The sequence below is a fragment of the Serratia sp. CY37869 genome, assembly GCF_052168895.1.
GTDB classification, from domain to species: domain Bacteria; phylum Pseudomonadota; class Gammaproteobacteria; order Enterobacterales; family Enterobacteriaceae; genus Serratia; species Serratia ureilytica.
On the sequence record NZ_JBJNLU010000004.1, the window covers coordinates 158927 to 185034 of the forward strand.

Annotated in this window: 30 protein-coding genes; 10 read left to right on the plus strand and 20 right to left on the minus strand. The window is 56.3% G+C overall.

Going from position 1 to position 26108, the window contains the following annotated elements:
• The first annotated feature begins 224 nt into the window (after positions 1 to 224).
• Positions 225 to 746, plus strand: coding sequence for a ubiquinone anaerobic biosynthesis accessory factor UbiT (ubiT, locus tag ACJ8J1_RS19470; protein ID WP_033644181.1), 522 nt, complete (start codon positions 225 to 227; stop codon positions 744 to 746).
• Entirely contained in the window at positions 740 to 1243 is a 504-nt protein-coding gene (locus tag ACJ8J1_RS19475; RefSeq protein ID WP_021504238.1) for a GNAT family N-acetyltransferase, read from the plus strand. Before ubiT ends, ACJ8J1_RS19475 begins: the two co-directional genes overlap by 7 nt.
• Here ACJ8J1_RS19475 and ACJ8J1_RS19480 read toward each other — a convergent pair.
• The 4 genes from ACJ8J1_RS19480 to speFL form a co-directional block, all read right to left on the minus strand.
• Positions 1230 to 1535: a GIY-YIG nuclease family protein gene (locus ACJ8J1_RS19480; protein WP_139120340.1), complete on the minus strand. Its 306-nt coding sequence runs from the start codon at positions 1533 to 1535 to the stop codon at positions 1230 to 1232. The two genes, ACJ8J1_RS19475 and ACJ8J1_RS19480, sit on opposite strands and share 14 nt — an antisense overlap.
• An 86-nt stretch (positions 1536 to 1621) precedes the next feature.
• Positions 1622 to 2938, minus strand: coding sequence for a putrescine-ornithine antiporter (gene potE / locus ACJ8J1_RS19485; RefSeq protein ID WP_033648789.1), 1317 nt, complete (start codon positions 2936 to 2938; stop codon positions 1622 to 1624).
• A 62-nt stretch (positions 2939 to 3000) separates the two neighbouring features.
• A complete protein-coding gene (gene speF / locus ACJ8J1_RS19490) occupies positions 3001 to 5163 on the minus strand; it encodes an ornithine decarboxylase SpeF (RefSeq protein WP_016929309.1) in 2163 nt (720 codons plus the stop codon).
• Positions 5164 to 5438: 275 nt separating this feature from the next.
• Positions 5439 to 5543 carry a leader peptide SpeFL gene (gene speFL / locus ACJ8J1_RS19495; RefSeq protein WP_004933443.1) on the minus strand — a complete coding sequence of 35 codons (105 nt, stop codon included), beginning with the start codon at positions 5541 to 5543 and terminating at the stop codon, positions 5439 to 5441.
• A gap of 433 nt (positions 5544 to 5976) precedes the next feature.
• Here speFL and ACJ8J1_RS19500 point away from each other — a divergent pair, with 433 nt between their 5' ends.
• On the plus strand, positions 5977 to 6417 hold the full coding sequence (locus ACJ8J1_RS19500; protein ID WP_015376428.1) for a YhbP family protein: 441 nt from the start codon (positions 5977 to 5979) through the stop codon (positions 6415 to 6417).
• Between the two features lie 30 nt (positions 6418 to 6447).
• Positions 6448 to 7080: an NAD(P)H-binding protein gene (locus tag ACJ8J1_RS19505; protein ID WP_033641670.1), complete on the plus strand. Its 633-nt coding sequence runs from the start codon at positions 6448 to 6450 to the stop codon at positions 7078 to 7080.
• On the opposite strand, the gene phnP is transcribed toward ACJ8J1_RS19505, so the two are convergent.
• From phnP to phnF, 11 genes are read right to left on the minus strand one after another with little or no spacing between them, the layout of a single operon-like run.
• Positions 7037 to 7819 (minus strand): phosphonate metabolism protein PhnP, encoded by a 783-nt coding sequence (gene phnP, locus ACJ8J1_RS19510; RefSeq protein ID WP_033641671.1) that lies wholly within the window; start codon positions 7817 to 7819, stop codon positions 7037 to 7039. The genes ACJ8J1_RS19505 and phnP overlap by 44 nt on opposite strands.
• 13 nt (positions 7820 to 7832) lie before the next feature.
• The gene (locus ACJ8J1_RS19515; protein ID WP_015376431.1) at positions 7833 to 8435 is read right to left on the minus strand and encodes a DapH/DapD/GlmU-related protein; all 603 of its coding nucleotides are present in this window, start codon (positions 8433 to 8435) and stop codon (positions 7833 to 7835) included.
• Positions 8432 to 9001 carry a ribose 1,5-bisphosphokinase gene (gene phnN / locus ACJ8J1_RS19520; RefSeq protein WP_033641672.1) on the minus strand — a complete coding sequence of 190 codons (570 nt, stop codon included), beginning with the start codon at positions 8999 to 9001 and terminating at the stop codon, positions 8432 to 8434. The genes ACJ8J1_RS19515 and phnN overlap by 4 nt, the downstream gene beginning before the upstream one ends.
• Positions 9001 to 10137, minus strand: a complete 1137-nt coding sequence (gene phnM, locus ACJ8J1_RS19525; protein ID WP_033638888.1) for an alpha-D-ribose 1-methylphosphonate 5-triphosphate diphosphatase — start codon at positions 10135 to 10137, stop codon at positions 9001 to 9003. Before phnM ends, phnN begins: the two co-directional genes overlap by 1 nt.
• Positions 10137 to 10841 (minus strand): phosphonate C-P lyase system protein PhnL, encoded by a 705-nt coding sequence (gene phnL / locus ACJ8J1_RS19530; RefSeq protein WP_033641673.1) that lies wholly within the window; start codon positions 10839 to 10841, stop codon positions 10137 to 10139. Before phnL ends, phnM begins: the two co-directional genes overlap by 1 nt.
• A gap of 16 nt (positions 10842 to 10857) precedes the next feature.
• A complete protein-coding gene (phnK, locus tag ACJ8J1_RS19535; RefSeq protein WP_033641674.1) occupies positions 10858 to 11646 on the minus strand; it encodes a phosphonate C-P lyase system protein PhnK in 789 nt (262 codons plus the stop codon).
• Positions 11646 to 12506, minus strand: a complete 861-nt coding sequence (locus ACJ8J1_RS19540; protein ID WP_004933420.1) for an alpha-D-ribose 1-methylphosphonate 5-phosphate C-P-lyase PhnJ — start codon at positions 12504 to 12506, stop codon at positions 11646 to 11648. The genes phnK and ACJ8J1_RS19540 overlap by 1 nt, the downstream gene beginning before the upstream one ends.
• Positions 12499 to 13584 carry a carbon-phosphorus lyase complex subunit PhnI gene (locus tag ACJ8J1_RS19545; protein ID WP_033641675.1) on the minus strand — a complete coding sequence of 362 codons (1086 nt, stop codon included), beginning with the start codon at positions 13582 to 13584 and terminating at the stop codon, positions 12499 to 12501. Before ACJ8J1_RS19545 ends, ACJ8J1_RS19540 begins: the two co-directional genes overlap by 8 nt.
• Complete coding sequence (phnH, locus tag ACJ8J1_RS19550; RefSeq protein ID WP_033641676.1) at positions 13584 to 14165, minus strand: phosphonate C-P lyase system protein PhnH; 582 nt, start codon at positions 14163 to 14165, stop codon at positions 13584 to 13586. The genes ACJ8J1_RS19545 and phnH overlap by 1 nt, the downstream gene beginning before the upstream one ends.
• 3 nt (positions 14166 to 14168) lie before the next feature.
• Positions 14169 to 14612 carry a phosphonate C-P lyase system protein PhnG gene (phnG, locus tag ACJ8J1_RS19555; RefSeq protein ID WP_019453314.1) on the minus strand — a complete coding sequence of 148 codons (444 nt, stop codon included), beginning with the start codon at positions 14610 to 14612 and terminating at the stop codon, positions 14169 to 14171.
• A complete protein-coding gene (gene phnF, locus ACJ8J1_RS19560; RefSeq protein ID WP_033641678.1) occupies positions 14613 to 15341 on the minus strand; it encodes a phosphonate metabolism transcriptional regulator PhnF in 729 nt (242 codons plus the stop codon).
• A 227-nt stretch (positions 15342 to 15568) separates the two neighbouring features.
• On the opposite strand from phnF, the gene ACJ8J1_RS19565 reads away from it, so the two are divergent.
• The 4 genes from ACJ8J1_RS19565 (at position 15569) to ACJ8J1_RS19580 (ending at position 19041) form a co-directional block, all read left to right on the plus strand.
• Positions 15569 to 16624 (plus strand): permease, encoded by a 1056-nt coding sequence (locus ACJ8J1_RS19565; protein ID WP_033641679.1) that lies wholly within the window; start codon positions 15569 to 15571, stop codon positions 16622 to 16624.
• Positions 16625 to 16659: 35 nt separating this feature from the next.
• A complete protein-coding gene (locus tag ACJ8J1_RS19570) occupies positions 16660 to 16977 on the plus strand; it encodes a hypothetical protein (protein ID WP_103682035.1) in 318 nt (105 codons plus the stop codon).
• Positions 16978 to 17057: 80 nt separating this feature from the next.
• Positions 17058 to 17660, plus strand: coding sequence for a hypothetical protein (locus tag ACJ8J1_RS19575; RefSeq protein WP_033641681.1), 603 nt, complete (start codon positions 17058 to 17060; stop codon positions 17658 to 17660).
• A gap of 400 nt (positions 17661 to 18060) precedes the next feature.
• The gene (locus tag ACJ8J1_RS19580; protein ID WP_060660022.1) at positions 18061 to 19041 is read left to right on the plus strand and encodes a DUF4238 domain-containing protein; all 981 of its coding nucleotides are present in this window, start codon (positions 18061 to 18063) and stop codon (positions 19039 to 19041) included.
• A 199-nt stretch (positions 19042 to 19240) separates the two neighbouring features.
• Here ACJ8J1_RS19580 and ACJ8J1_RS19585 read toward each other — a convergent pair whose 3' ends face one another.
• The 3 genes from ACJ8J1_RS19585 to ACJ8J1_RS19595 form a co-directional block, all read right to left on the minus strand.
• Positions 19241 to 19990: a hypothetical protein gene (locus ACJ8J1_RS19585; protein ID WP_071845103.1), complete on the minus strand. Its 750-nt coding sequence runs from the start codon at positions 19988 to 19990 to the stop codon at positions 19241 to 19243.
• 183 nt (positions 19991 to 20173) lie between these two features.
• Positions 20174 to 20746 carry a tyrosine-type recombinase/integrase gene (locus tag ACJ8J1_RS19590; RefSeq protein WP_146049827.1) on the minus strand — a complete coding sequence of 191 codons (573 nt, stop codon included), beginning with the start codon at positions 20744 to 20746 and terminating at the stop codon, positions 20174 to 20176.
• 202 nt (positions 20747 to 20948) lie between these two features.
• Positions 20949 to 21497: a hypothetical protein gene (locus tag ACJ8J1_RS19595; RefSeq protein WP_146049828.1), complete on the minus strand. Its 549-nt coding sequence runs from the start codon at positions 21495 to 21497 to the stop codon at positions 20949 to 20951.
• 3 nt (positions 21498 to 21500) lie between these two features.
• On the opposite strand from ACJ8J1_RS19595, the gene ACJ8J1_RS19600 reads away from it, so the two are divergent.
• Positions 21501 to 22541, plus strand: coding sequence for a hypothetical protein (locus ACJ8J1_RS19600; RefSeq protein ID WP_146049829.1), 1041 nt, complete (start codon positions 21501 to 21503; stop codon positions 22539 to 22541).
• A gap of 3 nt (positions 22542 to 22544) precedes the next feature.
• Entirely contained in the window at positions 22545 to 22925 is a 381-nt protein-coding gene (locus tag ACJ8J1_RS19605) for an adenylyltransferase/cytidyltransferase family protein (protein WP_071845102.1), read from the plus strand.
• 278 nt (positions 22926 to 23203) lie between these two features.
• Here ACJ8J1_RS19605 and nrdG read toward each other — a convergent pair whose 3' ends face one another.
• Entirely contained in the window at positions 23204 to 23668 is a 465-nt protein-coding gene (gene nrdG / locus ACJ8J1_RS19610) for an anaerobic ribonucleoside-triphosphate reductase-activating protein (protein ID WP_033641682.1), read from the minus strand.
• Positions 23669 to 23835: 167 nt separating this feature from the next.
• On the minus strand, positions 23836 to 25974 hold the full coding sequence (gene nrdD, locus ACJ8J1_RS19615) for an anaerobic ribonucleoside-triphosphate reductase (protein ID WP_442520420.1): 2139 nt from the start codon (positions 25972 to 25974) through the stop codon (positions 23836 to 23838).
• Positions 25975 to 26108 lie beyond the last annotated feature (134 nt).

A 26108-nucleotide genomic window follows, 5' to 3' on the forward strand; every position in this document is an offset into this window, starting at 1 on the left:
GCGCACGCTGTCTTTAAAGGTTGCCGACGACGGTGTTCCGCCGGCAAACGCGAATCGGGGAGGCCATTTTAGGCAAAGGGGCGCGCACGGGTTTTGATTTGAGGCAGCTTATGGCGTATTGATAAACATGGCGGTGAAATGCACTATTTGTTGATATAGACCGCTGAAGCCGCGCGTCAGTGTGGCAAAATAGCGGTAGTCCGTATTGAAAGGAGTGGATGACCGTGTTGGAACAACTACGAGCACGTCTTGTGCGCCAGGGGCCGTCGCTGCTGCGCATCCCGCTGAAATTCACGCCGTTCGCTCTGCAGCGCCAACTGCTGCAACAGGTGCTGAGCTGGCAGTTCCGCCAGGCGTTGGCGGATGGCGATCTGGAATTTCTCGAATCGCGCTGGTTAAAGATCGAAGTTCGCGATCTGGCGCTACAATGGTTTATGACGGTAGAAAACGACAAACTGGTGGTCAGCCAGCACGCCGAAGCGGACGTCAGCTTCAGCGGCGACGCCAACGATCTGATCCTGATCGCGGCGCGTAAGCAAGATCCGGATACGCTGTTCTTTCAGCGTCGGCTGCAGATTGAAGGGGATACCGAATTGGGCCTGTATGTGAAAAATTTGATGGACGCCATTGAGCTGGAAAGCATGCCTGCGCCGCTGCGCATGGGGCTGTTGCAGTTGGCTGATTTTGTCGAAGCAGGGCTGCAGGAGGGCACGGCGTCGGCTTCCCGTGTGGCGGCATCATGCTGATCCGCGTAGAGATCCCGGTAGACGCGGCGGGCATCGATGCCTTGCTGCGCCGCGCCTTTGGCCGCGACGACGAAGCCGATCTGGTGCAGCAGCTGCGCGAAGACGGCCTGCTGACGCTGGGCGTGGTCGCCACTGACGACGAAGGCGGCGTGGTGGGTTATGCCGCGTTCAGCCCGGTGGATGTGGCCGGCGAAGATCGCCAATGGGTGGCGCTGGCGCCGCTGGCGGTAGATGAAAGCCTGCGCCGTCAGGGGCTGGCTGAAAAGCTGGTGTACGAGGGGTTGGATTCGCTGAACGAATTCAGCTACGCCGCGGTGGTGGTGCTGGGCGATCCGGCCTATTACGGCCGCTTCGGTTTCAAACCGGCCGCCGCCTATGGCCTGAATTGTCGCTGGCCGGACACGGAAAGCGCATTCCAGGTGTATCCGCTGGCGCAAGACGCTCTGAATGGCGTCAGCGGCGAAGTGGCGTTTTCGGCGCCGTTTAATCGCTTTTAACGACCGGCAATAGAGACTCCAACGACAGCGGCGGGTGATTCACCAGCCGCTCTTTTTGTATTTTACTCAGCTGTTTGACGCGATATTCCAGCTTCAGCGCCGTTGAGCGATCCCCCACCTGGCAGTGAAACGCCAATGTCAGTTCCCCTTTACCGCGCAGCGCCTTGGCGCCTTTGCCGGCCTGATGTTGCGCCAGGCGGCGCGCCACGTCGGTGGTGATGCCGGTATACAGCATGCCGCTCGGTAAACGCAGCATGTAGAGGTGCCAGGGAGTGGGGGTAGTGTCGGTCATCGTACGCCGTTTCGGTGGCCAGGGTCGGCGTATGATGGCATGTTCGCCGTCACAATCCCATCCCCGGCCGCCGGAGCCTTACCGCTTTACCCCTTTTTTCCCGCCAGCTCGAAGCGCGGCGAGACAATGCCGTACAGCGTCCAGCCGAGGAAGGTGGCGATGGCGCCCCACATCATCGCTTCCTCACCGGAGCTGTAAAGCGCATAGAAGCTGTACAGCGCGCCGATGCCGGCGATGATATTGGCGATGCGCGCCTTGTTGTCCGGCACCTTCGCCACTTTCTGAATAATGACCAGCGCCGCCATCGACAGGATGTAAGGGATGATGTTGGTCACCACCGCCAGGTTCACCAGCACGTTGAACTGCTTGTTCAGCGACGGGCTGATGGTCATCAGAGACAAACCGCTCTGGATGACGACGATGGTCAGCATGCCTTTGACCGGCGCGTCGGCCTTGCTCAGCTTGGAGAAGATTTTCGGGAAGAAGCCGCTGTCGGCGGAGGATTTGAACACCTGGGCGATGGTGAACTGCCAGCCGAGCAGCGAGCCGACGCAGGACATCACCATCAACGCCATGATGATCTTGCCGACCGTCGGGTTGAACATGTGGGAGAACGCCAGCCCGAACGGGGCGGTGGAGTTGGCCAGATCCATGTTCGGCACGATGCCGGCGATCACGTTGGTCGAAACGATATAGATCACTGCCGCGCTGAGTGTGCCGCCCAGTACGGCGATCGGCACGTTGCGCTCCGGATTTTCCACCACGTCGGTGTTGGCGCAGGCGGATTCCAGCCCCAGGAACGCCCACAGGGTCATTGAGATCGAGGCGCCAATGGCTTCGAAGGTCGGCACCTGATGCGGGTTCCAGGCGGCGACGTAGGCGCTGCCGCTGAACCAGTACCAGCCGATGACCGAGATGCCCACCACCGGAATGATCACGCCCCAGACGGTGATGCCGCTGATTTTGCCGGTGATGCGCGCGCCGCCGAAGTTAGCGACGGTCGCCAGCCACAGCACGCCGATGGTGGCGATACAGATCCCGAGCGGGCTGAGCGTGGTGTCGAACAGCTCGGTGCCGTAGCCGACGGCGGAAATGGCGATGGCGATATTGGCGATCAGCAGCGAAACGCCGTAGGTGTAGTTCGCCATGAAGTTGCCTGATTTACCGAAGGCGTATTCGGCGTAGCCGCCCATGCCGCCGGATTTACGGCTGAACATGCCGCATTTGGCGAACGCGTAGGCCAGCGCCATCGAGCCGACGGCGGTCACCAGCCAGGAAACGATCGAAATCGTGCCCACTTCGGCCAGCTTGGTCGGCAGCATAATTATGCCGGAACCCATCATATTCACGGCGGTCAGGATCGTTAATTGCACGACCCCCATTTTATTGTTGGACTTACTCATGATCATTTTCTCTTTTAGGATGCGATCCGGGCGGCGAGAATAATCGCCGCCCCGTAAGGTGATTAATTTTTCATGACGTAGCCGTAAGCGCGGTTCCAGCCGTCCTCATCCTGTTGGATATAAACGCCCTGCAGTTCCGGCGCGAATCCCGGCAATAAGTTGATGCCTTCTTCCAATGCCAGGAAATAACGCTGCGCGGCGCCGCCCCAAATTTCACCGGGCACGACGCACAGCACGCCAGGCGGGTAAGGCAGGGCGCCTTCGGCGGCGATGCGGCCCTCGGCCTTGGCCAGCGAGACCAATTCCACGTTGCCGCGTACAAACTCGGTATTGGCGTCCTGCGGATTCATCACCACGCGCGGGAAATAACTTTTGCGGAACATCTCTTTTTGCAGTTCTTTAACGTCGTAGCTGACGTAAAGGTCGTGCATTTCCTGGCACAGCTGGCGGATGGTGTAGTTTTTGTAGCGCTGCTGGTGGTTTTTATAGACCGCAGGCAGCACCTCGCTGAGCAGGGAGTTTTGCTCGATGTGCTTCTCGAAGCGGGCGATCAGGGCCACCAGGTGTTGCATCTTGGCGATGTCTTCCGCCGGCGTCAGCAGGAACAGGATCGAGTTGAGATCGCATTTTTCCGGCACGATGCCGTTTTCGCGCAGGTAGTTGGCCAGAATGGTCGCTGGGATGCCGAACTCGCTGTAGCTGCCGGTCGCGGTATCGATGCCCGGCGTGGTGAGCAGCAGTTTGCACGGATCGACGAAGTACTGCGATTCGGCATAGCCCTCAAAAGCGTGCCATTTTTCGCCGGGCACGAAGTTGAAGAAGCGCAGATCGTTGGCCATCGCCGCGGTGTCATAGGCTTGCCACGGCTTGCCGTCGATCTGATCCGGCACGAACGGTTTGATCATCGTGCAGGTATCCAGCAGCATTTTGCGCGCTTCGATGCCCACGCGCACGCACTCCTGCCACAGGCGCTGGCCGCTCTTGCCCTCGTGCATCTTGGCGTTGACGTCCAGCGCGGCGAACAGCGGATAGAACGGGCTGGTGGAGGCGTGCAGCATAAAGGCGTTGTTGAAGCGCTTGTGGTTGCAGTAGCGGCTCTGCCCCTTGATATGCTTGTCTTTTTTGTGGATCTGCGAGGTCTGCGAGAAGCCGGCCTGCTGTTTGTGCACCGACTGGGTGACGATGATGCCGGGATCGTTCTCGTTCAGCTCCAGCAGCAGCGGCGAGCAGTCTTTCATCATCGGAATGAACTGCTCATAGCCCACCCAGGCGGAGTCGAACAGGATGTAGTCGCACAGGTGGCCAATCTTGTCGACCACCTGACGGGCGTTGTAGATAGTGCCGTCGTAGGTGCCGAGCTGGATGATCGCGAGGCGGAACGGGCGGGCTTCGTTGGCGCGTTCCGGCGCCACTTCGCGGATCTGCTGGCGCAGGTAGCGCTCGTCGAAGCAGTGCGCGTCGATGCCGCCGATAAAGCCGAACGGGTTACGGGCGGTTTCCAGATACACCGGCGTAGCACCGGCCTGGATCAACGCGCCGTGGTGGTTGGATTTATGGTTGTTGCGGTCGAACAGCACCAGGTCGCCGCGCGTCAGCAGGGCGTTGGTCGCCACTTTGTTCGAGGCCGAGGTGCCGTTGAGCACGAAGTAGGTTTTGTCGGCGTTGAACACCTTGGCGGCGTGCTGCTGCGCGGCGCAAGGCGCGCCTTCGTGGATCAACAGATCGCCCAGTTTGACGTCGGCGTTGCACATGTCGGAGCGGAAAAGCGTTTCGCCGTAGAAGTCGAAGAACTGGCGGCCCGCTGGGTGTTTGCGGAAGAACTCGCCGCCCTGGTGGCCGGGGCAGGCGAAGGTGGCGTTGCCCATTTCCACGTACTGCGTCAGCGTGTTGAAGAACGGCGGCAGCAGCTCGCTCTCATATTTTGCGGCGGCGGCCTCCAGCTGTTTACCGTAGAACTGGGTATTCTTGCCGCACAGCTCAAACACGCCATGCAGCGCCGGCAATACGGCGTTATCCAGCTCTTCTTCGCAGCAGACGGCGACGAACAGCGGAATGTTCAGGCCGTGCTCTTCGATGCGCGCCACCATGCCTTGCGCGACGTCTTCTACCGACAGCACGATGGCGGCGACGTCATTGAAATCGCTGTGATGCACATCGACGATGTCGCGTTCAGTTTCAAAGCAGCCGAGGGTTTGGGTGTTGGCGGCAATTTTTAATTTTTTCATTTTTCTCATTCTTCAGGCAAAGGCGCACCGTCGGCAAATAATTCCATTTGCCGCTAACGCCTTCACGAAAATAAAGATGTACGAGAACCCAGCGATGCCCTAAGACATTAACTGTGTTCTTTGTTTTATTTTTCTTGGAGGCTCTTTGACGGTATTAAAAATGTATTGCGCGCCCTTCCCGGTTTGCGGGGGAAAGACATTATCACCGGAGTGCGGAGAATAAAGTGAAACGCAAAGACACTCTTAACAACGGCGTAAGAGCGAGGGGGTGAGGGTTATCTGTAGTTGAAGAATGCGAAACTAAAGCAGCTGCGATGAGCCATCATCATAATATGGGTTGTGCGCCTGATGTGCGCCATTTTTCGGTTATTGTTTTCCATTTTCTAATCCACCTTGCTGAGTGAAAAGATGGCGCTATTTTAGCGCAAGATTCGCTAAAAATCGTGATGAAAATCACATAAATGCCGGTTTTGATAAATAACTATTCACCGGTTATGCAATGAATTGCATAAGTATCATCCGGGCCCAGAGGTTGGCATGTAAATGAATTGCTAATGCTCGCGGCCCTTAAGCGCTTAATTTCAATGGCGCTCGGAAAGGAATAAAAAAAGCGGTCAAATAACCGGCTACATAACGATCAAATAAATCCGCCTTGTGTTTTTTATGTTATCAATCTGCTTTATGAAAAAATAAATAAAAATTCATTATTGTTGTGTTTATATTCATGTGTGATTTTTGGTGATTATCGTTATTTGTGACTCGCCTCAACAACGCAGGGTAAGATGAAGTGAGTGAACCGGGAGGCGAGTAACCTTGAATACCCCAGAACAACGGCAACAGATTGCGGATTTCATCGGCAAGCAACATGTCTTAACGCTGTGCGCCGGCGACGGCCTCGACATGTGGTGCGCCAACTGTTTTTACGTGTTCGACGCCGCGACGATGGCGCTGTGGCTGATGACCGAACCGCACACCCGCCACGGTGGGCTGATGCTGAACAACGGCCGGGTGGTCGGCACCATCGCGCCGAAACCGAAAAGCATCGCGCTGATCCGCGGCGTGCAGTACCGCGCCGAGGCGGTGCTGCTGAGCGGCGAAGAGGCCGAGGCGGCGCGCGCGCGTTACTGCAAGCGCTTCCCGATCGCCAGGGCGATGAAGGCCTCGGTATGGCGGCTGGATCTGCACGAGGTGAAGATGACCGACAACACCCTCGGCTTCGGCAAGAAGCTGCACTGGGCGCGGTCTATACTTTAAGTCGACGTATTGATTACAACGGGAGATTGCATGGCGCGAGCACTGTTAGTCGGCGCAACCGGGCTGGTGGGGCGCGAGTTGCTGCAGCTGTTGCAAAGCGATCCGCAGGTAACGGCCATCGTGGCGCCGACGCGCACGCCGCTGCCGCCGCACGGCAAGCTGACCAACCCGGTCGGCGATGCGCTGTTCGAACTGCTGAGCGGCCTGCAGCAGCCGGTCGATCTGGTGTTCTGCTGCCTGGGCACCACCCGCCAGGCGGCGGGCAGCGCCGATGCCTTCCGCTACGTCGATTACCAACTGGTGGTGGAGAGCGCGCTGACCGGCCGCCGGTTGGGGGCGCAGCACTGTCTGGTGGTGAGCGCGTTGGGCGCCAACGCGCATTCCACCTTCCTGTATAACCGCACCAAAGGCGAGATGGAGCAGGCGCTGCGCGAACAGCGCTGGCCGCGCCTGACGCTGGTGCGGCCTTCCATGCTGGTGGGGGATCGCCCTGCGCCGCGCCTGATGGAGCGCCTCTCGCTGCCGTTGTTCAGGCTGCTGCCCGGCAAATGGCGCGCCGTCTCCGCCAAAGACGTGGCGCAAACGCTGCTGCAGCAGGCGTTCACGCCGGGCGAAGGGGTCAGGGTGCTGGAGTCGGATCGGCTGCACTGCTACCGAGGCTGACGCTGAGGTGGTCGAACGCCAGCTCCAGCCCGGCGGGCAGTTCATTGTCCAGCAGCCACAGATCGAGATGATGGCTGATGTGCGTCAGCAGCGTGCGTTTGGGCTGCAGCAACCGCTGCGTCTCCTGCGCGCGGGTCAGATCGTTGTGGTTGCGCGGCGCCTGCGGCTGAGGCGGCAGGCTGCAATCGAGCACCAGCAGATCCAGCGCCACGTTCTGCAAATAGTCGGCGGTGGCCGGCGGCAGGCCGACGGTGTCGGTCAGGTAGGCCAGCGCAGCGCCCGCCGCCTGGATCAGATAGCCGTGGGTCAGTTTGGAGTGTTGCAGCGGCAGCGGGGTGATGCGCATGCCGCCCAGTTCGACGGTGGCGAAGGGCGCCAGCGGCGGCTGAAACGCCAGAATGCCCGGGTGTTTGAACAGGTCGTCGCAGCCCTGTTCATCCGGTGGGCCATACACCGGAATGGAATTTCCGCACCCCCAACGCAAAGGAAATAACCCCTGAACGTGATCCATGTGGTAATGTGTCAGTAAAAAACGTTGAATTTGCCCCGCCGAAAATCGCCGCTCCAAAGCCGGCAATCCCGCATCCAATAAGGTCGTTTCCCCCTGATAGTTAAGCATGGCGCTGCACGCGCGCCGCCGAAATGCCGGCTCGCGCCGCGCCCGTTGGCAGATCAGGCAGTCGCAGCCGAACACCGGCACCTGCTGCGCGCCGCCGGTGCCGAGAAAGGTCAGTTGCATCGCTCCCCCTCCGTTAAAGGTACTTCTGCGCAAAGCGGTTGATGTCGCGAAAATCCGCCAGCCGCGCCTGCAGCGTGGCGTGATCCCAGTGCCACCACTGGCTGCGTTCGATACGCTCTATCAGCGCATCGTCGAAGCGCATGCCGATCTTCTTGGCCGCCACGCCGGCGACGATGCTGTAAGGCTCCACGTCCTTGGTGACCACCGCTGCGCTGCCGATCACCGCGCCGTTGCCGACGCTGACGCCCGGCATCAGGATGGCGTTATGGCCGATCCACACGTCGTGGCCGACGGTGACGTGGTGCTCGCGCCGCCAGTCGAAGAACGCCGCGTCGTCTTCCCCCAGCCCGTATTCGGAAGCGCGATAGGTGAAGTGGTGCTGCGCGATGCGCTGGTAGGTCGGGTGGTTGCCGGGATTGATGCGCGCATAGGAGGCGATGGAAACGAACTTGCCGATAGTGGCGTAAAAGATCTGGTTGTGCCCGGCGGTGTAGGAGTAGTCCCCCATCTCCACCTCTTCCAGGATCGCATCGTCGGCCAGATGCACATACTGGCCGAGCCGGGTGCGGTTAAGGGTCACGTTGTCGCCGATTTTCGGCTGGGCAAAGTCGTTCATGGCATCGCATCCTGAGCTTGTCGGGTGGCGGTAGGCAGCAGCGCCAGCAGCGCCGCCAGGGTATCGTCGAGTGGGCCGTCGTTGTGCAGCACCCGGCAGCCGGCGGGCAGACTCTGCTGATATTCCGCCGCCCGCGCCAGCCGCTGCTCGATCTGTTCAGCGCTTTCCCGTCCGCGATCCTGCAGGCGCCGGCGCAGGATCGCGGCGTTGACCTGCAGGCATACCGGCAGCAGCTGCGCACCGTAGCGCTGCTGCGCCTGCGGCAGGTGGGCGCGTGAACCGTTGACCGCCACGTCGATCCCCTGCAGCAGCCAAAGATCCACTTCGATCCCGAACGCGTAGCGCTGCTGATGGGCCTGCCAGTCGAGCGCGAACAGCCCCTTGGCGCGGCGGCGCAGAAATTCGGGTTCGCTCAGCGCGATGTGATTCTCGCAGCCGGCGTCTGCCGGCCGGGTGATGTAACGGTGCGCCACCAGCGGCGCGCGGTCGGCGTCGGCCCGCAGCGCGGCCAGCAGGCTGTCCTTGCCTGCGCCGGAAGGCCCCATCAGATAGATGAGCCGCGCCATCAGAACACCTGCCTGCCCTGGCGCCACACGTTCTGCACGTAAACGTGCTCGCCGTGCGGCCGTGCCAGCACCAGATCCGCCCGCAATCCTTCGGCGATGGCGCCGCGATCCTGCAGATCCAGCGCCCGCGCCGGGTTGCGGGTGATCATGCGCACCGCCTGGGGCAGATCGTAGGCGTTGCGCTCGTCCGCCGCGAGGCGAAACGCCGCGTCCAGCAGGCTGGCCGGGTAATAATCGGAAGAGAGGATATCCAGCACCCCCAGCGCCGCCAGGTGGTGCGCCGCCACGTTGCCGGAGTGGGAGCCGCCACGCACGATGTTCGGTGCGCCCATCAGCACCTGCAGGCCCTGCTGGTGCGAAGCGCGGGCGGCCGCCTCGGTGGTGGGGAACTCGGCGATGGCGCTGCCCAGCGCGCAGGATTCGGCCACGTGCGCGGCGGTGGCGTCGTCATGGCTGGCCAGCGAGATGCGGCGCGCGCGGCAGTGGGCGGCGATCGCCTCGCGGTTCGGCGCGGCCCAGCGGGCGGACAGGGCGACCTGCTGCGCCTCGTACTCGCTCATCTGCTGATCGTTGAGGTGGTATTTGCCCTGATAATATTCGCGGTACTTTTCGCGCGAGGCGAACTGGCGCTGGCCCGGCGAATGGTCCATCAGCGACACCAGCGACACGCCCGGCTTGTCCATCAGCTGTTCGAACAGCGGCAGCGTGCTCTCGTGCGGCAGCTCGCAGCGCAGGTGCAGCCGGTGCTCGGCGCGGTTCACCCCGGCGCGCTGGCTGTGGATCACCGCATCGATCATCTTCTGCAGGTTTTCCAGCCGGTGGCCGCCGTCGCGCACGTCGCCTATCGCCACCGCGTCCAGCACCGTGGTGATGCCGTTGGCCACCATCAGCGCATCGTGGCTGCTCATCGCCGAATGGGCCGGCCAGTCGACGTTCGGGCGCGGGGTGAAAAACTTGTCCAGGTTGTCGGTGTGCAGCTCGATCAGCCCCGGCAGCAGCCAGCCGCCGTCGCCGTCCAGCGCCTGCGGCAGCCGGCTCGGGCCGTCGGCGAAGCTGCGGATCACGCCGTCCTGCATCTCCAGCGAGCCTTGCACCACCTGGTCATCCAGCACCAGCTTAACGTTATTGACGATCATCAGAGGGCCTCCAGCGCCTGTGGCGCCTGCATGTCATAAAGCCGGTCGGCGACCTGTCGGCGGACGCCTTCATCATGGAAAATGCCGACGATCGCCGCGCCGCGCGCCTTGGCGCGTTCGATAAGCTGTACCACCGCCGCGCTGTTGCGGCTGTCGAGCGAGGCGGTCGGTTCGTCCAGCAACAGAATGGGGTAATCGACGATAAAGCCGCGCGCGATGTTCACCCGTTGCTGTTCGCCGCCGGAGAAGGTGGACGGCGCCAGCGGCCACAGGCGATGCGGCACGTTGAGCGCGGCGAGCAGCGCTTCGGCGCGGTCGCGGCATTCGGCGCGCTCGACGCCCTGTTCCAGCAGCGGCTGCATCACCACCTCCAGCGCGCTGATGCGCGGGATCACCCGCAGGAATTGGCTGACCCAGCCCAGCGTATGGCGGCGCACCGCCAGAATCTGGCGCGCGTCGGCGCTGACCATGTCCAGCCAGTCGCCCTGGTGGTTGATCCAGATATGGCCGCTGTCCGGCAGGTAGTTGGCGTACAGCGAGCGCAGCAGGGTGGACTTGCCGCTGCCGGAGTGGCCGTGCAGCACCACGCATTCGCCGCCGTGGACCGTCAGGTTGGCGTCGTGCAGCACCGGCAGGCGGGTGCCGTACTGCTGATGCAGCACAAAGGTTTTACTGAGATGTTCAACTCGGATTTGCATAGTCATCTGTTATCGCCTTGGGTTACGACAGCACCGAAGAAACCAGCAGCTGGGTGTAAGGATGGTGTGGATCGTCCAGCACCCGATCGGTCAGGCCGCTCTCCACCACTTCGCCCTGTTTCATCACCAGCAGACGGTGGGCCAGCAGCCGCGCCACGCCGAGATCGTGGGTGACGATCACCGCCGCCAGCTGCATCTCCACCACCAGGTTGCGCAGCAGATCGAGCAGGCGCGCCTGCACCGACACGTCCAGCCCGCCGGTCGGCTCATCCATAAACACCAGCTTGGGGTGGGTCACCAGATTGCGGGCGATCTGCAGCCGCTGCTGCATGCCGCCGGAGAAGGTGGTCGGCAGATCGTCGAGGCGCGACAGCGGGATTTCGACGTCTTCCAGCCACTGGCCGGCCTGGCGGCGAATGTCGCCATAGTGGCGCTGGCCGATGGCCATCAGCCGCTCGCCGATGTTGCCGCCGGCGGAGACCTGCGGCCGCAGCCCGTCGAGCGGGTGCTGGTGCACCACGCCCCAGTCGGTGCGCAGCAGGCGGCGGCGATCGCTCTCCGCCATGGCATACAGATCGTGTTCCTTGCCCGCCTGTGGGCGGTAAAGGATCTGCCCGTGCTGCGGCGCCAGCCGCGCCGAGATCGACTTCAGCAGCGTGGTTTTGCCGGAGCCGGATTCGCCGACGATGCCCAGCACTTCACCGGGGTAGATATCGAACGACACGTCGCTGAAGCCCTTGCCGGGGGCGTACAGGTGGGTGAGCCGGTTCACCGACAGCAGCGGGGTGGTGCTCAAAGGGGTGGAAGTCATCAGTGCTGCGCCTCTTGCGAAGATTGCGCCAGCTGCTGCCGGCAGTAGTCGGTGTCCGAACAGACGAACATGCGGTTGCCCCGATCGTCGAGCACCACCTCGTCCAGATAGCTGTGGCGCGAGCCGCACAGCGCGCAGGGTTCGTCCCACTGCTGCACGCTGAACGGATGGTCGTCGAAGTCCAGGCTCTCCACCTTGGTGAACGGCGGCAGGGCGTAGATGCGTTTCTCGCGCCCGGCGCCGAACAGCTGCAGCGCCGGCATCATGTGCATTTTCGGGTTGTCGAATTTTGGGATCGGCGACGGATCCATCACGTAGCGATCGTTGACCTTCACCGGGTAGGCGTAGGTGGTGGCGATATGGCCGTAGCGCGCGATGTCTTCATACAGCTTCACCTGCATCACGCCGTACTCCTCCAGCGCGTGCATCTTGCGGGTCTCGGTTTCGCGCGGTTCGATAAAGCGCAGCGGCTCCGGGATCGGCACCTGATAGATCAGGATCTGGTCTTCGCGCAGCGCGGTTTCCGGAATGCGGTGACGGGTCTGGATCAGCGTGGCCTCCGGCGTGCGTTCGGTGGTTTCCACCCCGGCGACGCGCTGGAAGAAGCGGCGGATCGACACCGCGTTGGTGGTGTCGTCGGCGCCCTGGTCGATCACCTTCAACACGTCGGCGCGGCCGATGACGCTGGCGGTGAGCTGAATGCCGCCGGTGCCCCAGCCGTAGGGCATCGGCATCTCGCGGCCGCCGAACGGCACCTGATAGCCGGGGATCGCCACCGCCTTCAGGATGGCGCGGCGGATCATGCGCTTGGTCTGCTCGTCCAGATAACCGAGGTTATAGCCGGTCAATACTTCACTCATCGCGGGCCTCCTGACGCTCGCTGTATTCCTGCCGCAGCCGCTTGAGCAGTTCCAGTTCAGCCTGGAAGTCGACGTAGTGCGGCAGCTTGAGATGGGAGACGAAGCCGGCGGCCTCGACGTTGTCGGCGTGGGCCAGCACGAACTCTTCGTCCTGCGCCGGGCCGGCGACGCCTTCGCCGTAGTCGGGGCTCTGCAATGCGCGATCCACCAACGCCATCGCCATCGCCTTGCGTTCGGCGCGGCCGAACACCAGCCCGTAACCGCGGGTGAAGTGCGGCGGATGGTCCTTGGGATCGACGAAGCCGTTGACCATTTCGCACTCGGTCAGCAGGATTTCGCCGATATCGATGGCGAAACCGAGCTCTTCAGGCACGATCTCCACCGAAACGTGGCCGGTGCGGATCTCGCCGGCGAACGGGTGGTTGCGGCCGTAGCCGCGCTGGGTGGCGTAGCCGAGCGCCAGCAGAAAACCTTCGTCGCCGCGCACCAGCTGCTGCAGGCGCGCCGAGCGCGAGCAGGGGTAAACCGGCGGATTGCGGGTGATGTCGTCCGGCGCGCTGCCGTCGTCCTGTTCCTCCCGCGCCAGCTGCTGGCGGCACAACAGATCGAACACGTGGCTGCAGTTGTCCGGCAGCGGTTCGTCGGCCTGCGGCGCACGTGGCGCTTCGCCCTCCGCCAGCAGCGCGAAGTCCAGCAGCCGGTGGGTGTAGTCGTAGGTTGGCCCCAGCACCTGCCCGCCGGGCAAGTCCTTGTAAACCGCCGAGATGCGCCGCTCCAGCCGCATGTTTTCGCTGGCCAGCGGCTCGCTGACCGCCAGGCGCGGCAGGGTGGTGCGGTAGGCGCGCAGCAGGAAGATCGCCTCCACCAAATCGCCGCTGGCCTGTTTGATGGCCAGCGCCGCCAGCTCGCGATCGTAGATGCCGCCTTCGGTCATCACCCGATCCACCGCCAGCCCCAGCTGCTGTTCGATGTGTTCCGCGCCGATCGCCGGCAGCGCCTCGTCGCCGCGCCGCAGCTGTTCCTGCAGCTGATGGGCGGCCTCAATGGCTTTTTCGCCCCCTTTTACCGCTACGTACATCAGCACACCTCCACGCGGGTGGTCCGCGGGATCGCCAGCAGGCGATCGCCGCAGGTCAGCAAAATATCCAGCCCCAGCGGGAAGCGCTGCGGACGGTTGACCAAGTAATCGAGCAGCGCCGGCGGCAGGCGCGGCGCAATCAGGCGTTGGCTCTCGATGCCGGGGCCGGTCAGGCGCAGCGCGGCGCCGTTCTCCAGCTCAGCAAGCTGCACCACCACCGTGGCGCCGCATTCCGGCGAGATTTCCGTGCCGTGCGGTAAGGCCTGCAGATCGGCGGCCTGCAGTTGTTCATCGAACAGGGCAAAACAGACCTCCTGCGCCGTGGTGGCCAGCGGCGCGCCACTGTGAAAACGAATGTTTGTTAGCACTTGCTCACTTTTAAGCACCGCACACAGCTGCAGCGGCGTTTCCTGATCGGCCAGCGTCAGCAGCGCGGCGGTGCTGGCGGCGTTCAGCGGCGCCCAGGCCGGGCCGGCCGGCAGCGTCACCCGGTGGCCCGGTTCGCTCAAGGCTTTAAGAATCAAACGAAAAGCGTGCTGCGATTGGTCTATCGGTTGTTCAAAACCGGTCAATAAACTCATGGCTTAATCCCCTCGCACCAGCGTAAAGAAGTCCACCCGGCTGGCGGCGATCGCCCGGGCGCGCAGCTGGCGCTGTTCGTGCTGCAGCGCGGCCAGCGGCGCGATCAGCTGTTGTTGCAGGCGTTCGCCGTGTTCCGGCTGTTGCAGCAGCGCATCGGCCAGCGCGCACAGCTCGGCGTGCGCCTTGTCGCGCCCGGCGATATAGCTGTAGCCGTAGCCGCCGTTGTCCAGCTGCACCACCGCGCGGGTGACCGTCATGTCCCCCAATACGAAGCGGCGGCCGGTGGCGCCCATGCGCCCCTGCAGCTGGGCCAGACCGATCTCCGGCGCGCGGATGCTGCGGTAACCCGGGCTGAGGTTCAGCGCCTGCCAGTGGCTGCGCAGCTGCTCGGGCCGGCTGTGCGCCAGCACCGACATCCAGCGTTGTCTCGACTCTAAGGCTTGCATTCAGTGCTCCATCGTCAGTTCAATCATGTCGGCGCGGGCCAGGCTGACGGAGTATTCCGCCACGTCTTCGCCGCCGCTGCGGACGTTAAGGGTGCGCACGCACAGCAGCGGCGCGTGGGTGGCGATCTCCAGCAGCCGGCTCTCTTTGGCCTGCGCGCGGCGCGCGCTGATGCGCGTCTGGCGGCGGGTCAACGGCTGCTGGAGGTGCTGTTCGATAAACTGGTGCAGCGAACCGCTGTGGAACTGCTGCAGCGCCGGCCACCAGTCCAGATCGGGCAGATAGTGGTCGATGACGCTCATCGGCACGTCGTTGACCCGGCGCAGGGTGCGCAGGTGGATCACCATTTCGCCTTCTTCACGCGAGAGTGCGCTGGCGACATGCCCATTGCACGGGCGCAAGACAGCGAGTAAGCGCTCACTGGTGGGGTGGCTGCCCTGCTCGAACAGGTTCTGGCTGAAGCGGGTGTTGGCGTGCAGCGGGTAGTCATAAGGCCGCATCAGCACCAGAATGCCGACGCCGTGGCGGCGCTGCAGCCAGCCGCGCTCCACCAGCTGATCCACCGCGCGGCGCAGGGTGTGGCGATTGACCTGATAACGCTCGGCCAGCTGCTGTTCCGAAGGCAGGTAGTCGCCGCAGCGGTATTGCGTGCGCAGCTCCTGTTCCAGCTGTGCGGCGATCTGCTGATAGCGCGTGGGGTAAGTGGTCGGATGTCTAGATAACTCCATCATAATAAAAACCTCGTCATACCGATGGCTGTGCGATGAAGGTGGAAGCGGTGCATTTCATCGTGCGTCTACCCTGTGGTTTTCACGTTGGCATCATGGTGCCGGGCGCAGATGACAATCGCGTTACGCGTCGGTGGCGAACAGATGAACTATTTAGGACAGCCCGGGCGTGCACGGGCGACGGCGGCGCGCTATGCTGGCGCCACTGTTGACTGACTCTGGCCGCTACCATGCCGCAACCTCTGAACGCCCCTGAACACGCCCCACGCGCCTGGCCGCTGTGGAAACCGATCCTGTTTCTGCTGGTGGTGGCCGTCGGCCTCTACTACGTCAAATGGCAGCCTTACTACGGCAAGGCGTTCGTGGCGGCGGATAGCCACTCGATCGGCAAATCGATCCTGGCCGACGGCGCTGCGAGCCCCTGGCTGGCGGCCTGGCAGTACGCGCTGGTCTACTTCACCGCGGTGTGGAAGGCGGCGCTGCTCGGGGTGCTGTTAGGTTCGCTGGTGCAGGTGCTGATCCCGCGCGACTGGCTGGCGCGCACGCTCGGCCACCGGCGTTTTTCCGGCACCGTGCTGGGGGCGATGATCGCGCTGCCGGGCATGATGTGCACCTGCTGCGCCGCGCCGGTCGCCGCCGGCATGCGCCGCCAGTCGGTGTCCAGCGGCGCCGCGCTGGCCTTTTGGCTCGCCAACCCGGTATTGAACCCGGCGACGCTGGTGTTCATGGGGTTTGTGCTCGGTTGGCCGTTTGCCGCCATCCGCCTGCTGGCGGGCGTGGTGATGGTGCTGGGCATCGCCTGGCTGGTGCAGCGCGTGACCGCCAACGATCCGCAGCCCGCCGCGCCGCAGCCTTTGGTGCTGACGGCGCAGAGCGATGAGCGGCCGTTCCTTGCCCGCTGGGGCAAAGCGCTGTGGGCGCTGTTTTGGTCGACCATCCCGATCTACGTGCTGGCGGTGCTGGCGTTGGGCGCGGCGCGGGTCTGGCTGTTCCCGCACGCCGACGGCGCCGTCGACAATAGCCTGCTGTGGATCGTTGCTCTGGCGATCGTCGGCTGCCTGTTTGTTATCCCCACCGCGGCGGAAATTCCGATCGTACAGACCATGATGCTGGCGGGCATGGGCGCCGGCCCGGCGCTGGCGCTGCTGATGACCTTGCCGGCGGTCAGCCTGCCTTCGCTGCTGATGCTCAACAAGGCCTTCTCCGCCCGCGCGCTGTGCCTGACGGCGGCGCTGGTGGCGCTGTGCGGCATGCTGACCGGCGTGGTGGGGATGGGGTTGGTGTAACTAATTCATGACCTGATGCTGTCTCAATGGAGGAGATGGAAATGGAACCGCGGAATAAACCTGAAATGGACGTAGAGGCGATGTTGCTGGAGCAAGCGTTGCGTGAAAGGGTGGATGCCGCCCTTGAACGCTTAAGAAACGGCACCGCGGTTTATCTAAGCCATTCGGAGGTAGAAAAACGAATGGCTGTATTCAAAACGAGAATCCGGGGTGCTATCGGCGAGGATGTTGAGCAGTACTCGTTCAGAGCTGGGCTGGCAGGTTCTGTGGATAGAACAGAGTGTTGTCTGACAGTCGGCTTTGAGCGGGGATTGGACCAAGACCTAGATAACGAGCGTGGCAAAAACAGATGAGTTCACGACAACATTTGGAAGGTATCAGCGTATCATGTTGTGGTTAAATAGATATAATTTAACCTAATGGAATTGCAGCCATGCTAGCCTTCTGGCACGAATACTCAGGTCTCATCACCGCATTTTTGGCGGCTCTTTTAGGTGGTTGGTTCACGATGAAAGGAGTGACAGTTCAGGTGAAACAACAGGCAAAACAGCAGGCAAGGGCGGCCAGAGAGAAACGTATAACAACGCTATTGGGTATCAGAGAGGAAATAGACTCACTGATTAAATTGTATCTAGCCAGGATGGCAGAAGAAATAGAAAAATACGACCGGAACTCACCGTTCGATAACATTTTTCCAATTACCCAAAACTACTTCACGTTCTATGAAGCGAACTCGGCATCCCTAGCTGAAGTTCATAGAGAAACACTCTCAAAAATTGTGGCGTTTTATACAAATGCAAGAAGCCTGATTGATTCCTATCGCGGTAATAATGCACTTATCGAAAGGCTCGACTCCACACTGGTTGCCAGTGACATTACTGGCAATAGAGAGCATCTCGCACACCTGAAAAGATACACAATCCTAGCTACAGAGTACGGCCGCGGGTTAATGGTGATTCATGAAGAAGTTATGCTGAGCTATAAACAGGTTATAGAAGCCATCAATGGTGAAATCGCACAACTACAATGCAGTTAGCACCAAAGTCTGTCCGCTCATTGCACGACGCGAACTGATTGACTGGCTGTCGCGTCCGCGATGAGCGACAATCGGAAATTAACATATCTGTTAAAGTGGTCAAATTTAGCTATCCAATACATTCCCGCCGTCATGCTCCCATACCTGTGCGGTAGCCTGCGGCCATGTCATTTCAGTCATGGATCGCCAGTACTAGAAGAATTTTGTTTAGCTTAATATGAAAGCCTATAGGCTAGCCAATCCATTGTTATTAAAATATTTTTTCCAAAATGCATATGCGTACACCCATGGGAACACAAAAAACGGCTATCAAAATCATTATGAATACCTAGTTGACCGTCGACACCAAGTGTAAGATTGCTTTAAAAGTGCCTACTGCCTTGTCATCGAAGGGAATACAATGAAAATTTTTGAGAAAAAAACTAAACATCACTATGTATGGGCTCATTACCTTCGAGATTGGACAATCGATGGAACCAACATTTGGTACATTACAAAGAAATCTAATATCGCTTGCGACAGTGTTAGAGGTCTCGGTTTTGAGAGAAACTTCTACAAGATGGGGGAACTCAAAGAAAGCGACAAAGAGTTAATTTCTCTTATAATAAATAAATCAAATGAAACATTAAGGGGGATTCATTGGGATTTTGTGGATATGATATTTAAAACCCAGAGAATCATTTCACTATTATCACCAAGCGTTAAAGAAAAGTCAGGGTTAAACCCAGAAGAAATAATGCGAAGCAATCTTTTTGAAAATTATTTATCTAAACAAGAATCGAGAGCTATAGAAATATTAAGTGAATTAAAAAAAGGTAATCTACTTTGTTTAGAGGATAAAAAAACTTACTATGACTTCTGCTATTTCTTAGGTTACCAGTTCTCTAGAACCTTAAAGATGAAGAAACTATTAATTCTGGCACTGGATAAAACTCCTGGGCAAATTAATGTCCGTGAGCGCCTTAAAGATTTTTATGAGAGAAATTGGTGGTTTATGTGTTCATTCATGGCAACTAACCTTTCGTACGACATGTCATTGAATACTGAACGAAAGTTAATGCTCCTTGAAAATGAATCGAGCATTGATTTCCTAACATCTGATCAACCACTAATAAACATAAATCCAGAAGGAAGTGAAGGTGAATCTGTTGATTATTACTATCCCCTATCCGGCCGTAAGGCGCTTTTAATACTTACTAGTGGTGAAAGCTATTTTTCAAGTAATCTGCTAAATGATGATGCCGTACATATGCTTAATTCTAAGATGGCAAATGCCTCATGCAACACCATATTTGGGAAAAAAAGAGAAGATATCAAGATGTATTCAAAAGAATTTAATCAGCGTAAATACTTAGAATTTGTAGGAAACCTAACAGACTGAAGTAACTGTCACTTAGATAGCGTACAGTCAAGAATCCCGCTGGCACAGAGCGCACAAGCTAACTGAGGCAAAGGTCTGCCATGAGCGAGGAGCAGACGTTTGTACTTTTGCCCTCCCCATAGACTGACAACATAATGGCGGAATTTCATTCTTGCTAATGATCATTTGCCCATTTTTTTGCATTTACTTTTTATCTTTCCTACCGCATCCATACATATGAACTATTTTTCAAGTGTTTATTAAAGTATTCATATCCATCTTTGTTGCTGGCAACATGCAAACTTTCATTGTTTGTAATATCAAAATAATCGAAACCGACTAAAAAGAAACCCTCACGAATTTTGTATGGGTTAATGTTTATGCTTATAGAGTTTTTTTCGGCCCAACCGACCCAAGAATTATCATTACTTTGATGCCAGATTCTAATGCTATGATTAAAGTTAGTGTTGTTAAATGTTGAGAAGTAATGCTTAAATAAATCCTTCTTGTTTTTGAATAGATCTTCAATTGCTGTCCGCTCTGAATTTACATCAATTAGACTAATGTTTTTCCCATAATCAATTAGACCATCTCGCATTACTTTGCTCTTAATTATTGACTCTTTTATTTCACGTGATAAGTGATATGAGAAATCAATAATTTCATGGCTATGTTTGTTAAATTCATTGTCGCAATAATGCGCTATTGCAATATTAATTGCAACAGCGATATCCATTGTAGAAAAGTGATAGTCACCAGGTTGGAAAAGTGAATTTATTATCCCTCTAAACTCTCTGGTATCAATCAAATCGAGCGGTCTATAACGTTCTCGTAGCTTTTTATCATTAACACTGGTTAGAATCCCAATAATATTTTTTTGATATAAATAATGAGAGAGTTTCCTCTTGAATATGTAGTGGAACGGAGATGTAATTGATTCAGATATTTTAAGTATGTCATTTAAAATCACTTTGGCTACCAGGGATGTTTAGATTAGGCACATGCAATAACCATATCAAACTATTACAAAAAATATAAGTTGCATCAGGAGTTGATATGCAAAAGGATTTTTTAAATAATATATTGTAATTTTTTAGAAAATATGCCTGGCTCCCACTTCTGGCACAGGACTGCTGTTGCAGCCCTGGCAACCTTAGACTTCAATCGATTCAGAGATCTCTAACGCATCATCGACTTCAATGCCCAGATAACGGACTGTGCTTTCCAGTTTCTTATGACCCAACAGAAGTTGGATCACCCGGAGATTCTTGGTTTTCTTGTAGATCAGGTAAGGTTTTGTTCTTCTCATGGAATGTGTGCTGTAAAGCGAATCCTCGTGACCAAGCTTATCTACCCACCCATGAAAGATTCGGTTGTATTGCCGGGTTGAAATGTGCTGGTTAGTTCCGACCCGAGACCGAAACAAGAAGTCTTTACTGTACAAATTGCTAAGCTTTATCAATGCAGCAACAGCTTCTCTTGTCCCTTTGGTTATCTCAAATTGCACAGGGCTACCGGTTTTCTGTTGCAACACCGTTGCTCTGCTTGAAACAGAGCTACCATATGCAACATCAGAAACTTTTAGCTTAACCAGATGACAGCCCCGAAGTTTACTGTCCAGGGCCATATTGAACAGAGCTAAATCGCGCGTTTTACCTTCCAGTTCAAGTCGGATTCGGATACCCCAGATATGAGATATCTGAAGTGGTCTTTTTTGGCCTATGATACGGTCTTTGTTTCACGGTGACTTGTTCATACTCAAATCTCCTGCAATGTGGGAGATTTGAGTATGGTTGTCCCTTATGAGCGAAAAGCGGACAGATTGACTAGTAACAGATTCATAATCTACTAAATTGGCATACTAGAAAATTTGGTACTCTATTCAGTCAGAATTATTTATACAGAAGTAGAATGTGTCAATCTTCAAATTAAATATTTAAAAAATCAATAATCTCTATACAGGAAGGTTCATTTACACATAAAACAGTACTATTTGGATAGCTTGATTCCAGTGCAAGTTTTCTTTGGTGTTGATTCTTTATATAAACATTATGGATAATTACTTTATGCTTTAAACTTTGCTGCAAAAGGCCCATAATTATACAATCATCTACTCTTGCATCTTTTCTTTTTTTTATATTGATGTCACGTCTCTTGGCTAATTCATTATAGTAATTGTCAATGATGCTATCTCTGTGTAAGTTATATATATTCAATCCATTGTTAGTTCTCAAGTCTAAAATTTCTGAATCATCTACTTTAATCTTAGATTTTATTACGCAGGTGCCACCGTGTCTGTTTTTAGACCATTCAATTGCGTTTTTAAGAGGGTCTGATATACCATCTGTAAAAAAATATACACCGTGTCCTAACCAATCCTCATTTGATTGACTCAATTTAAACCCATCATTTATTATAGACAGCATAGCACTCGGCGTGGTACCATGATAACAAATAAATTCCTTTAAAGTTAACAACTTATGCTCACCTATTGTATTGTCTCTGCTACATCAATCATTGTGCTGTGTATTATACTATATAAAATTAAGCCTAAATATATTTATTATTCTTTTTTATACTATAAGAAAAAAATAACCCAAGATAAGAATTTATCTAGCCGTTGCATTCAGTATGTAGCCACCATTTTTTTATTTACAGTTCTGTATTTTTTTATAGATTACGTTCCATTCCCAGATTTTATTGGCAAGATTATGCCGTTATTGCCTGATTATATTAGTGCCTTGTTAGTGTCTCTAAAAGGGAAAGGCGCTTCAATAACACTCATACTGGCATTAATAGAACTTGTAATTTTAATATTTTTGTTTTTTATTTTCATGAAAACCCCCACATCTCCAAAAAACAAGATAGTTAATGAGTTGAGTTTAGATAAAATCATAAATTATAAGAATGTAAATATATTCTCATTCTTTGGTTCTATAGAAGACATAAGTAATATTCAAGTAATTGTGACATCTGAGAATAGTGATTTAGAATTAGCGAGTTTTTCAAGCACATCAATATCTGGCAGGGTAAGAAATATGGCGTCATCTAAGGATGATGTTGGAAATGTTATATCTGACCCACTGTATGAAAATATTTATATTTTTAAAAGTAAGCATAATAAGTATAACGATTTTAATCTAGGGACATGCATTCCTTCGCAACCTTTTAAATTACAGAATCATGGGGTGAAGTGTGTTATTCACGCGGTCGCAATCAAAAAAAATAATGACAATACAATAAGTTGCGATAGTTCCGCTATAAGGAAAATAATTTCCTATTCAATAGGGAAATGCATCAATAACTCTTTCGAAAGTATTTTTATTCCTATTTTTGGTATAGGGAGTGCTCAGCAAGACCCTACCTATTTAATTAATGATCAGTTAGAATCAATAAAGTCAGTATTAGATTGCGAGTTAATGAATGCCCCATCTACTTTAAGTATGAATATTTATTTAGGTGTTTATCGCGAATTAGATTGTTTATTCTTAAAAAAATCAGCAATAAAAACGTTTAGGTAGCATATGATAATTGGATATACATCTGGAATTTTTGATCTTTTTCATCAAGGTCACAAAAACTATTTGCTAGCTTGTAAGGAATTATGTGACTTTCTAATTGTCGGTGTCGACTCGAATTACAGAGCTAAAATATTAAAAGGTGACACTAGACCCATTGACGATATTTCAACTCGTCTAAAGAGCGTTAGCGTTTATTGTGATTATGCGTTCGAAAAAATAGAACAATCTGGTGTATATATCAACAAGTATCACCCTGAGGTTTTCTTTCGCTCTAGAGATAATATAATGAATGCTCACAAAATAAACAACAAAACTATATATATACCGTATACCGAAGGAGTGTCTACGACTATGTTAATATCCCAGCGCTTCATACTGAATTGATATTTTATAATAGTGGTGTTTATATATTTTCATCAAGTTATACTTTGGTATTTCATAAACTAAAAATAAAAAAAGATAGAAGTGTGCAGTTCTGTTAATAATTAAATCCGTAAGTCTTAAATGAATTTAATGGCCATATAACTACATCAAAGTGTTAACTTTCTTCAGTAGCAGCAACGTCCGCTTCTGGCACAAAGCCGCCTATCAGATTTAGCTCTGTGCCGTAGCCGTATCATGCCGACTTTGTATTAACGCACGTCGAGACACGAGCTATCAGCTCAACGCAACCTATGCACCACCTGGTTGCTGCTGCCGCGCCAGATCAGCGCCGGGTCTTTCAAATCCTGCACGAACTTGCCGTCGATCAGCACGTTGATTCTGTCCACTATCTGCATTTGCTGTGCGTCCAGTTCCGCCAGTCGGTAGCCGGTCCACAGCCAGATATCCTTGCCGGGGGATTCGGCGCGCACCCGTTTCACCAGTTGCAAGATGCTCGGCACGTTGGCCGGGTGCAGCGGATCGCCGCCGGAGAGCGACAGCCCCTGGCGCGGCACGCGCGTATCGTTCAGATCGGTGATGATGCGGTCTTCCAGCGCCGGGGTAAACGGCTGGCCGGAGTTGAGCCGCCAGGTGCTTTTGTTGTAGCAGCCGGGGCACTGGTGCACGCAGCCGGCGACAAACAGCGTGCAGCGGGTGCCGGGGCCGTTGACGACGTCGATCGGGTAATACTGGTGATAATTCATGTGAGGCCTGCCCATCAGGCTATTTTACTGGCCATTTTGCCTCCGGCAGGGCTCCCAATCCTCACGTACTGCGTGTACGCTGCGGTTGGTGCGCGCTGGCCGAAGGCAAACCGGCTGCGACAATCACGCCTGATGAACAGGCTTTTGCCTAGGTTGCACGGCGTTTCTCAGCCGAGCTGCCCGTTGCCGAGGTGCTTCACCCGGCGTTTCACTTCTTCCTGCTTGCCGGCGTTGAACGGCCGGGCATCGGGGCTGCCGAGATAGCCGCACACCCGGCGGGTGACCGAGACCTTGGCCGAGTCGTGGTTGCCGCATTTCGGGCAGGTGAAGCCTTTGCTGGTGCAGGAAAATTCACCGGTGAAGCCGCATTCGTAGCACTCGTCGATCGGCGTGTTGGTGCCGTAGTAAGGCACCCGGGTGTAGCTGTAGTCCCACACGTCTTCCAGCGCCTTCAGGTTGTGCTGCAGGTTCGGGTATTCGCCGTAGCAGATGAAGCCGCCGCTGGCCAACGGCGGGTAGGGTGCTTCGAAGTCCAGCTTGTCGTACGGATTGACCTTCTTCTCCACGTCGAGGTGGAAGCTGTTGGTGTAATAGCCCTTGTCGGTGACGCCCGGCACCACGCCGAAATCGCCGGTGTCCAGCCGGCAGAAGCGATCGCACAGGTTTTCGCTCGGCGTGCTGTAGAGGCTGAAGCCGTAGCCGGTCTCGTCTTTCCAGGCGTCGACGGCGGCGCGCAGCCGCGCGACGATCGCCACCGCTTTGGCGCGCAGCGCCTCGTCGTCATACACGTGGTTTTTGCCGCCGAACAGCGCGTTGATGGTCTCGTGCAGGCCGATGTAGCCCAGCGAAATCGAGGCGCGGCCATTCTTGAAGATATCCGCAATGTTATCGTCGGCCTTGAGCCGCACGCCGCAGGCGCCTTCCATGTACAAGATTGGCGCCACCCGCGCCTTGATGCCTTCCAGCCGGGCGATGCGCGTCATCAGGGCCTTTTTCGCCAGCTGCAGGCGCTGTTCCAGCAGCGCCCAGAAGCGCGACTCATCGCCCATCGCCTCCAGCGCGATGCGCGGCAGGTTGAGGCTGATGACGCCGATGTTGTTGCGGCCGTCGTGCACCAGCTCGCCGTCCTGCTCGTAGGTGCCGAGGAAGCTGCGGCAGCCCATCGGCGTTTTGAACGAGCCGGTGACTTTCACCACCTGATCGTAGTTGAGGATGTCCGGGTACATGCGCTTGCTGGCGCACTCCAGCGCCAGCTGCTTAATGTCGTAGTTCGGATCGCCGTACTGGTGGTTGAGGCCGTCGCGGATGGCGAACACCAGTTTGGGGAACACGGCGGTCTTGCGGTTTTTGCCCAGCCCGGCGATGCGGTTTTTCAATATCGAGAGCTGGATCAGGCGCGACTCCCAGCTGGTGCCGAGGCCGAAGCCGAAGGTGACGAACGGCGTCTGGCCGTTGGCGGTGTGCAGGGTGTTGACCTCGTACTCCAGCGACTGGAAGGCGTCGTAACACTCTTTCTCGGTGCGCGCCATGGCATAGCCTTTGGCATCCGGGATCTGCCATTCTTCCGCCACCTGCAGGTGTTTGCGGAAGCTCTCGTCGACGAACGGCGCCAGAATTTCATCGATGCGGTTGATGGTGGTGCCGCCATAGATATGGCTGGCGACCTGGGCGATGATCTGCGCGGTCACGGCGGTGGCGGTGGAGATCGACTTCGGCGGCTCAATCTCGGCGTTGCCCATCTTGAAGCCGTTGGTCAGCATGCCTTTCAGATCGATCAGCATGCAGTTGAACATCGGGAAGAACGGCGAGTAGTCGAGATCGTGGTAGTGAATTTCGCCGCGTTCATGGGCCAGCACCACGTCGCGCGGCAGGATGTGCTGCTTGGCGTAGTGTTTGGCGACGATGCCCGCCAGCAGGTCGCGCTGGGTGGGGATCACCTTGCTGTCCTTGTTGGCGTTTTCGTTCAGCAGCGCGCGGTTGCTTTGCTCGACCAGGCCGCGAATTTCCTGATTCAGGCGGCCGCGCAGCTCGCGCGCCACGTCGCGATCGTGGCGGTATTCGATATAGGCGCGCGCCAGCTGTTTGTACTCGCCGGCCATCAGCTGGTTTTCCACCGCCTGCTGGATCTCGTGGATATCGACGCGCGGCTGCTGCTCCATGCGCTGAGCGACCACGCGGGCGACGGTGGCGCAGTAGTCGGCGTCGACCACGCCCACCGCCAGCGCGGCGCGCTCGATGGCCTGCGCAATGCGCGCTTCGTCAAAAGGTACCTGGCAACCGTCCCGCTTAATCACTACTGGTTTCACGTTGTACTCCTTGTTCCCCGAGGGAGCGTTCATACCCGCCTGGCGTGGCGAGCAACCGTCAAATTTCGCTTATCCACAGGGCAAAGCCGCAGCGCGCAAGGGCTGTGGCGGCGTGTGGATGATTTTGTGGATAA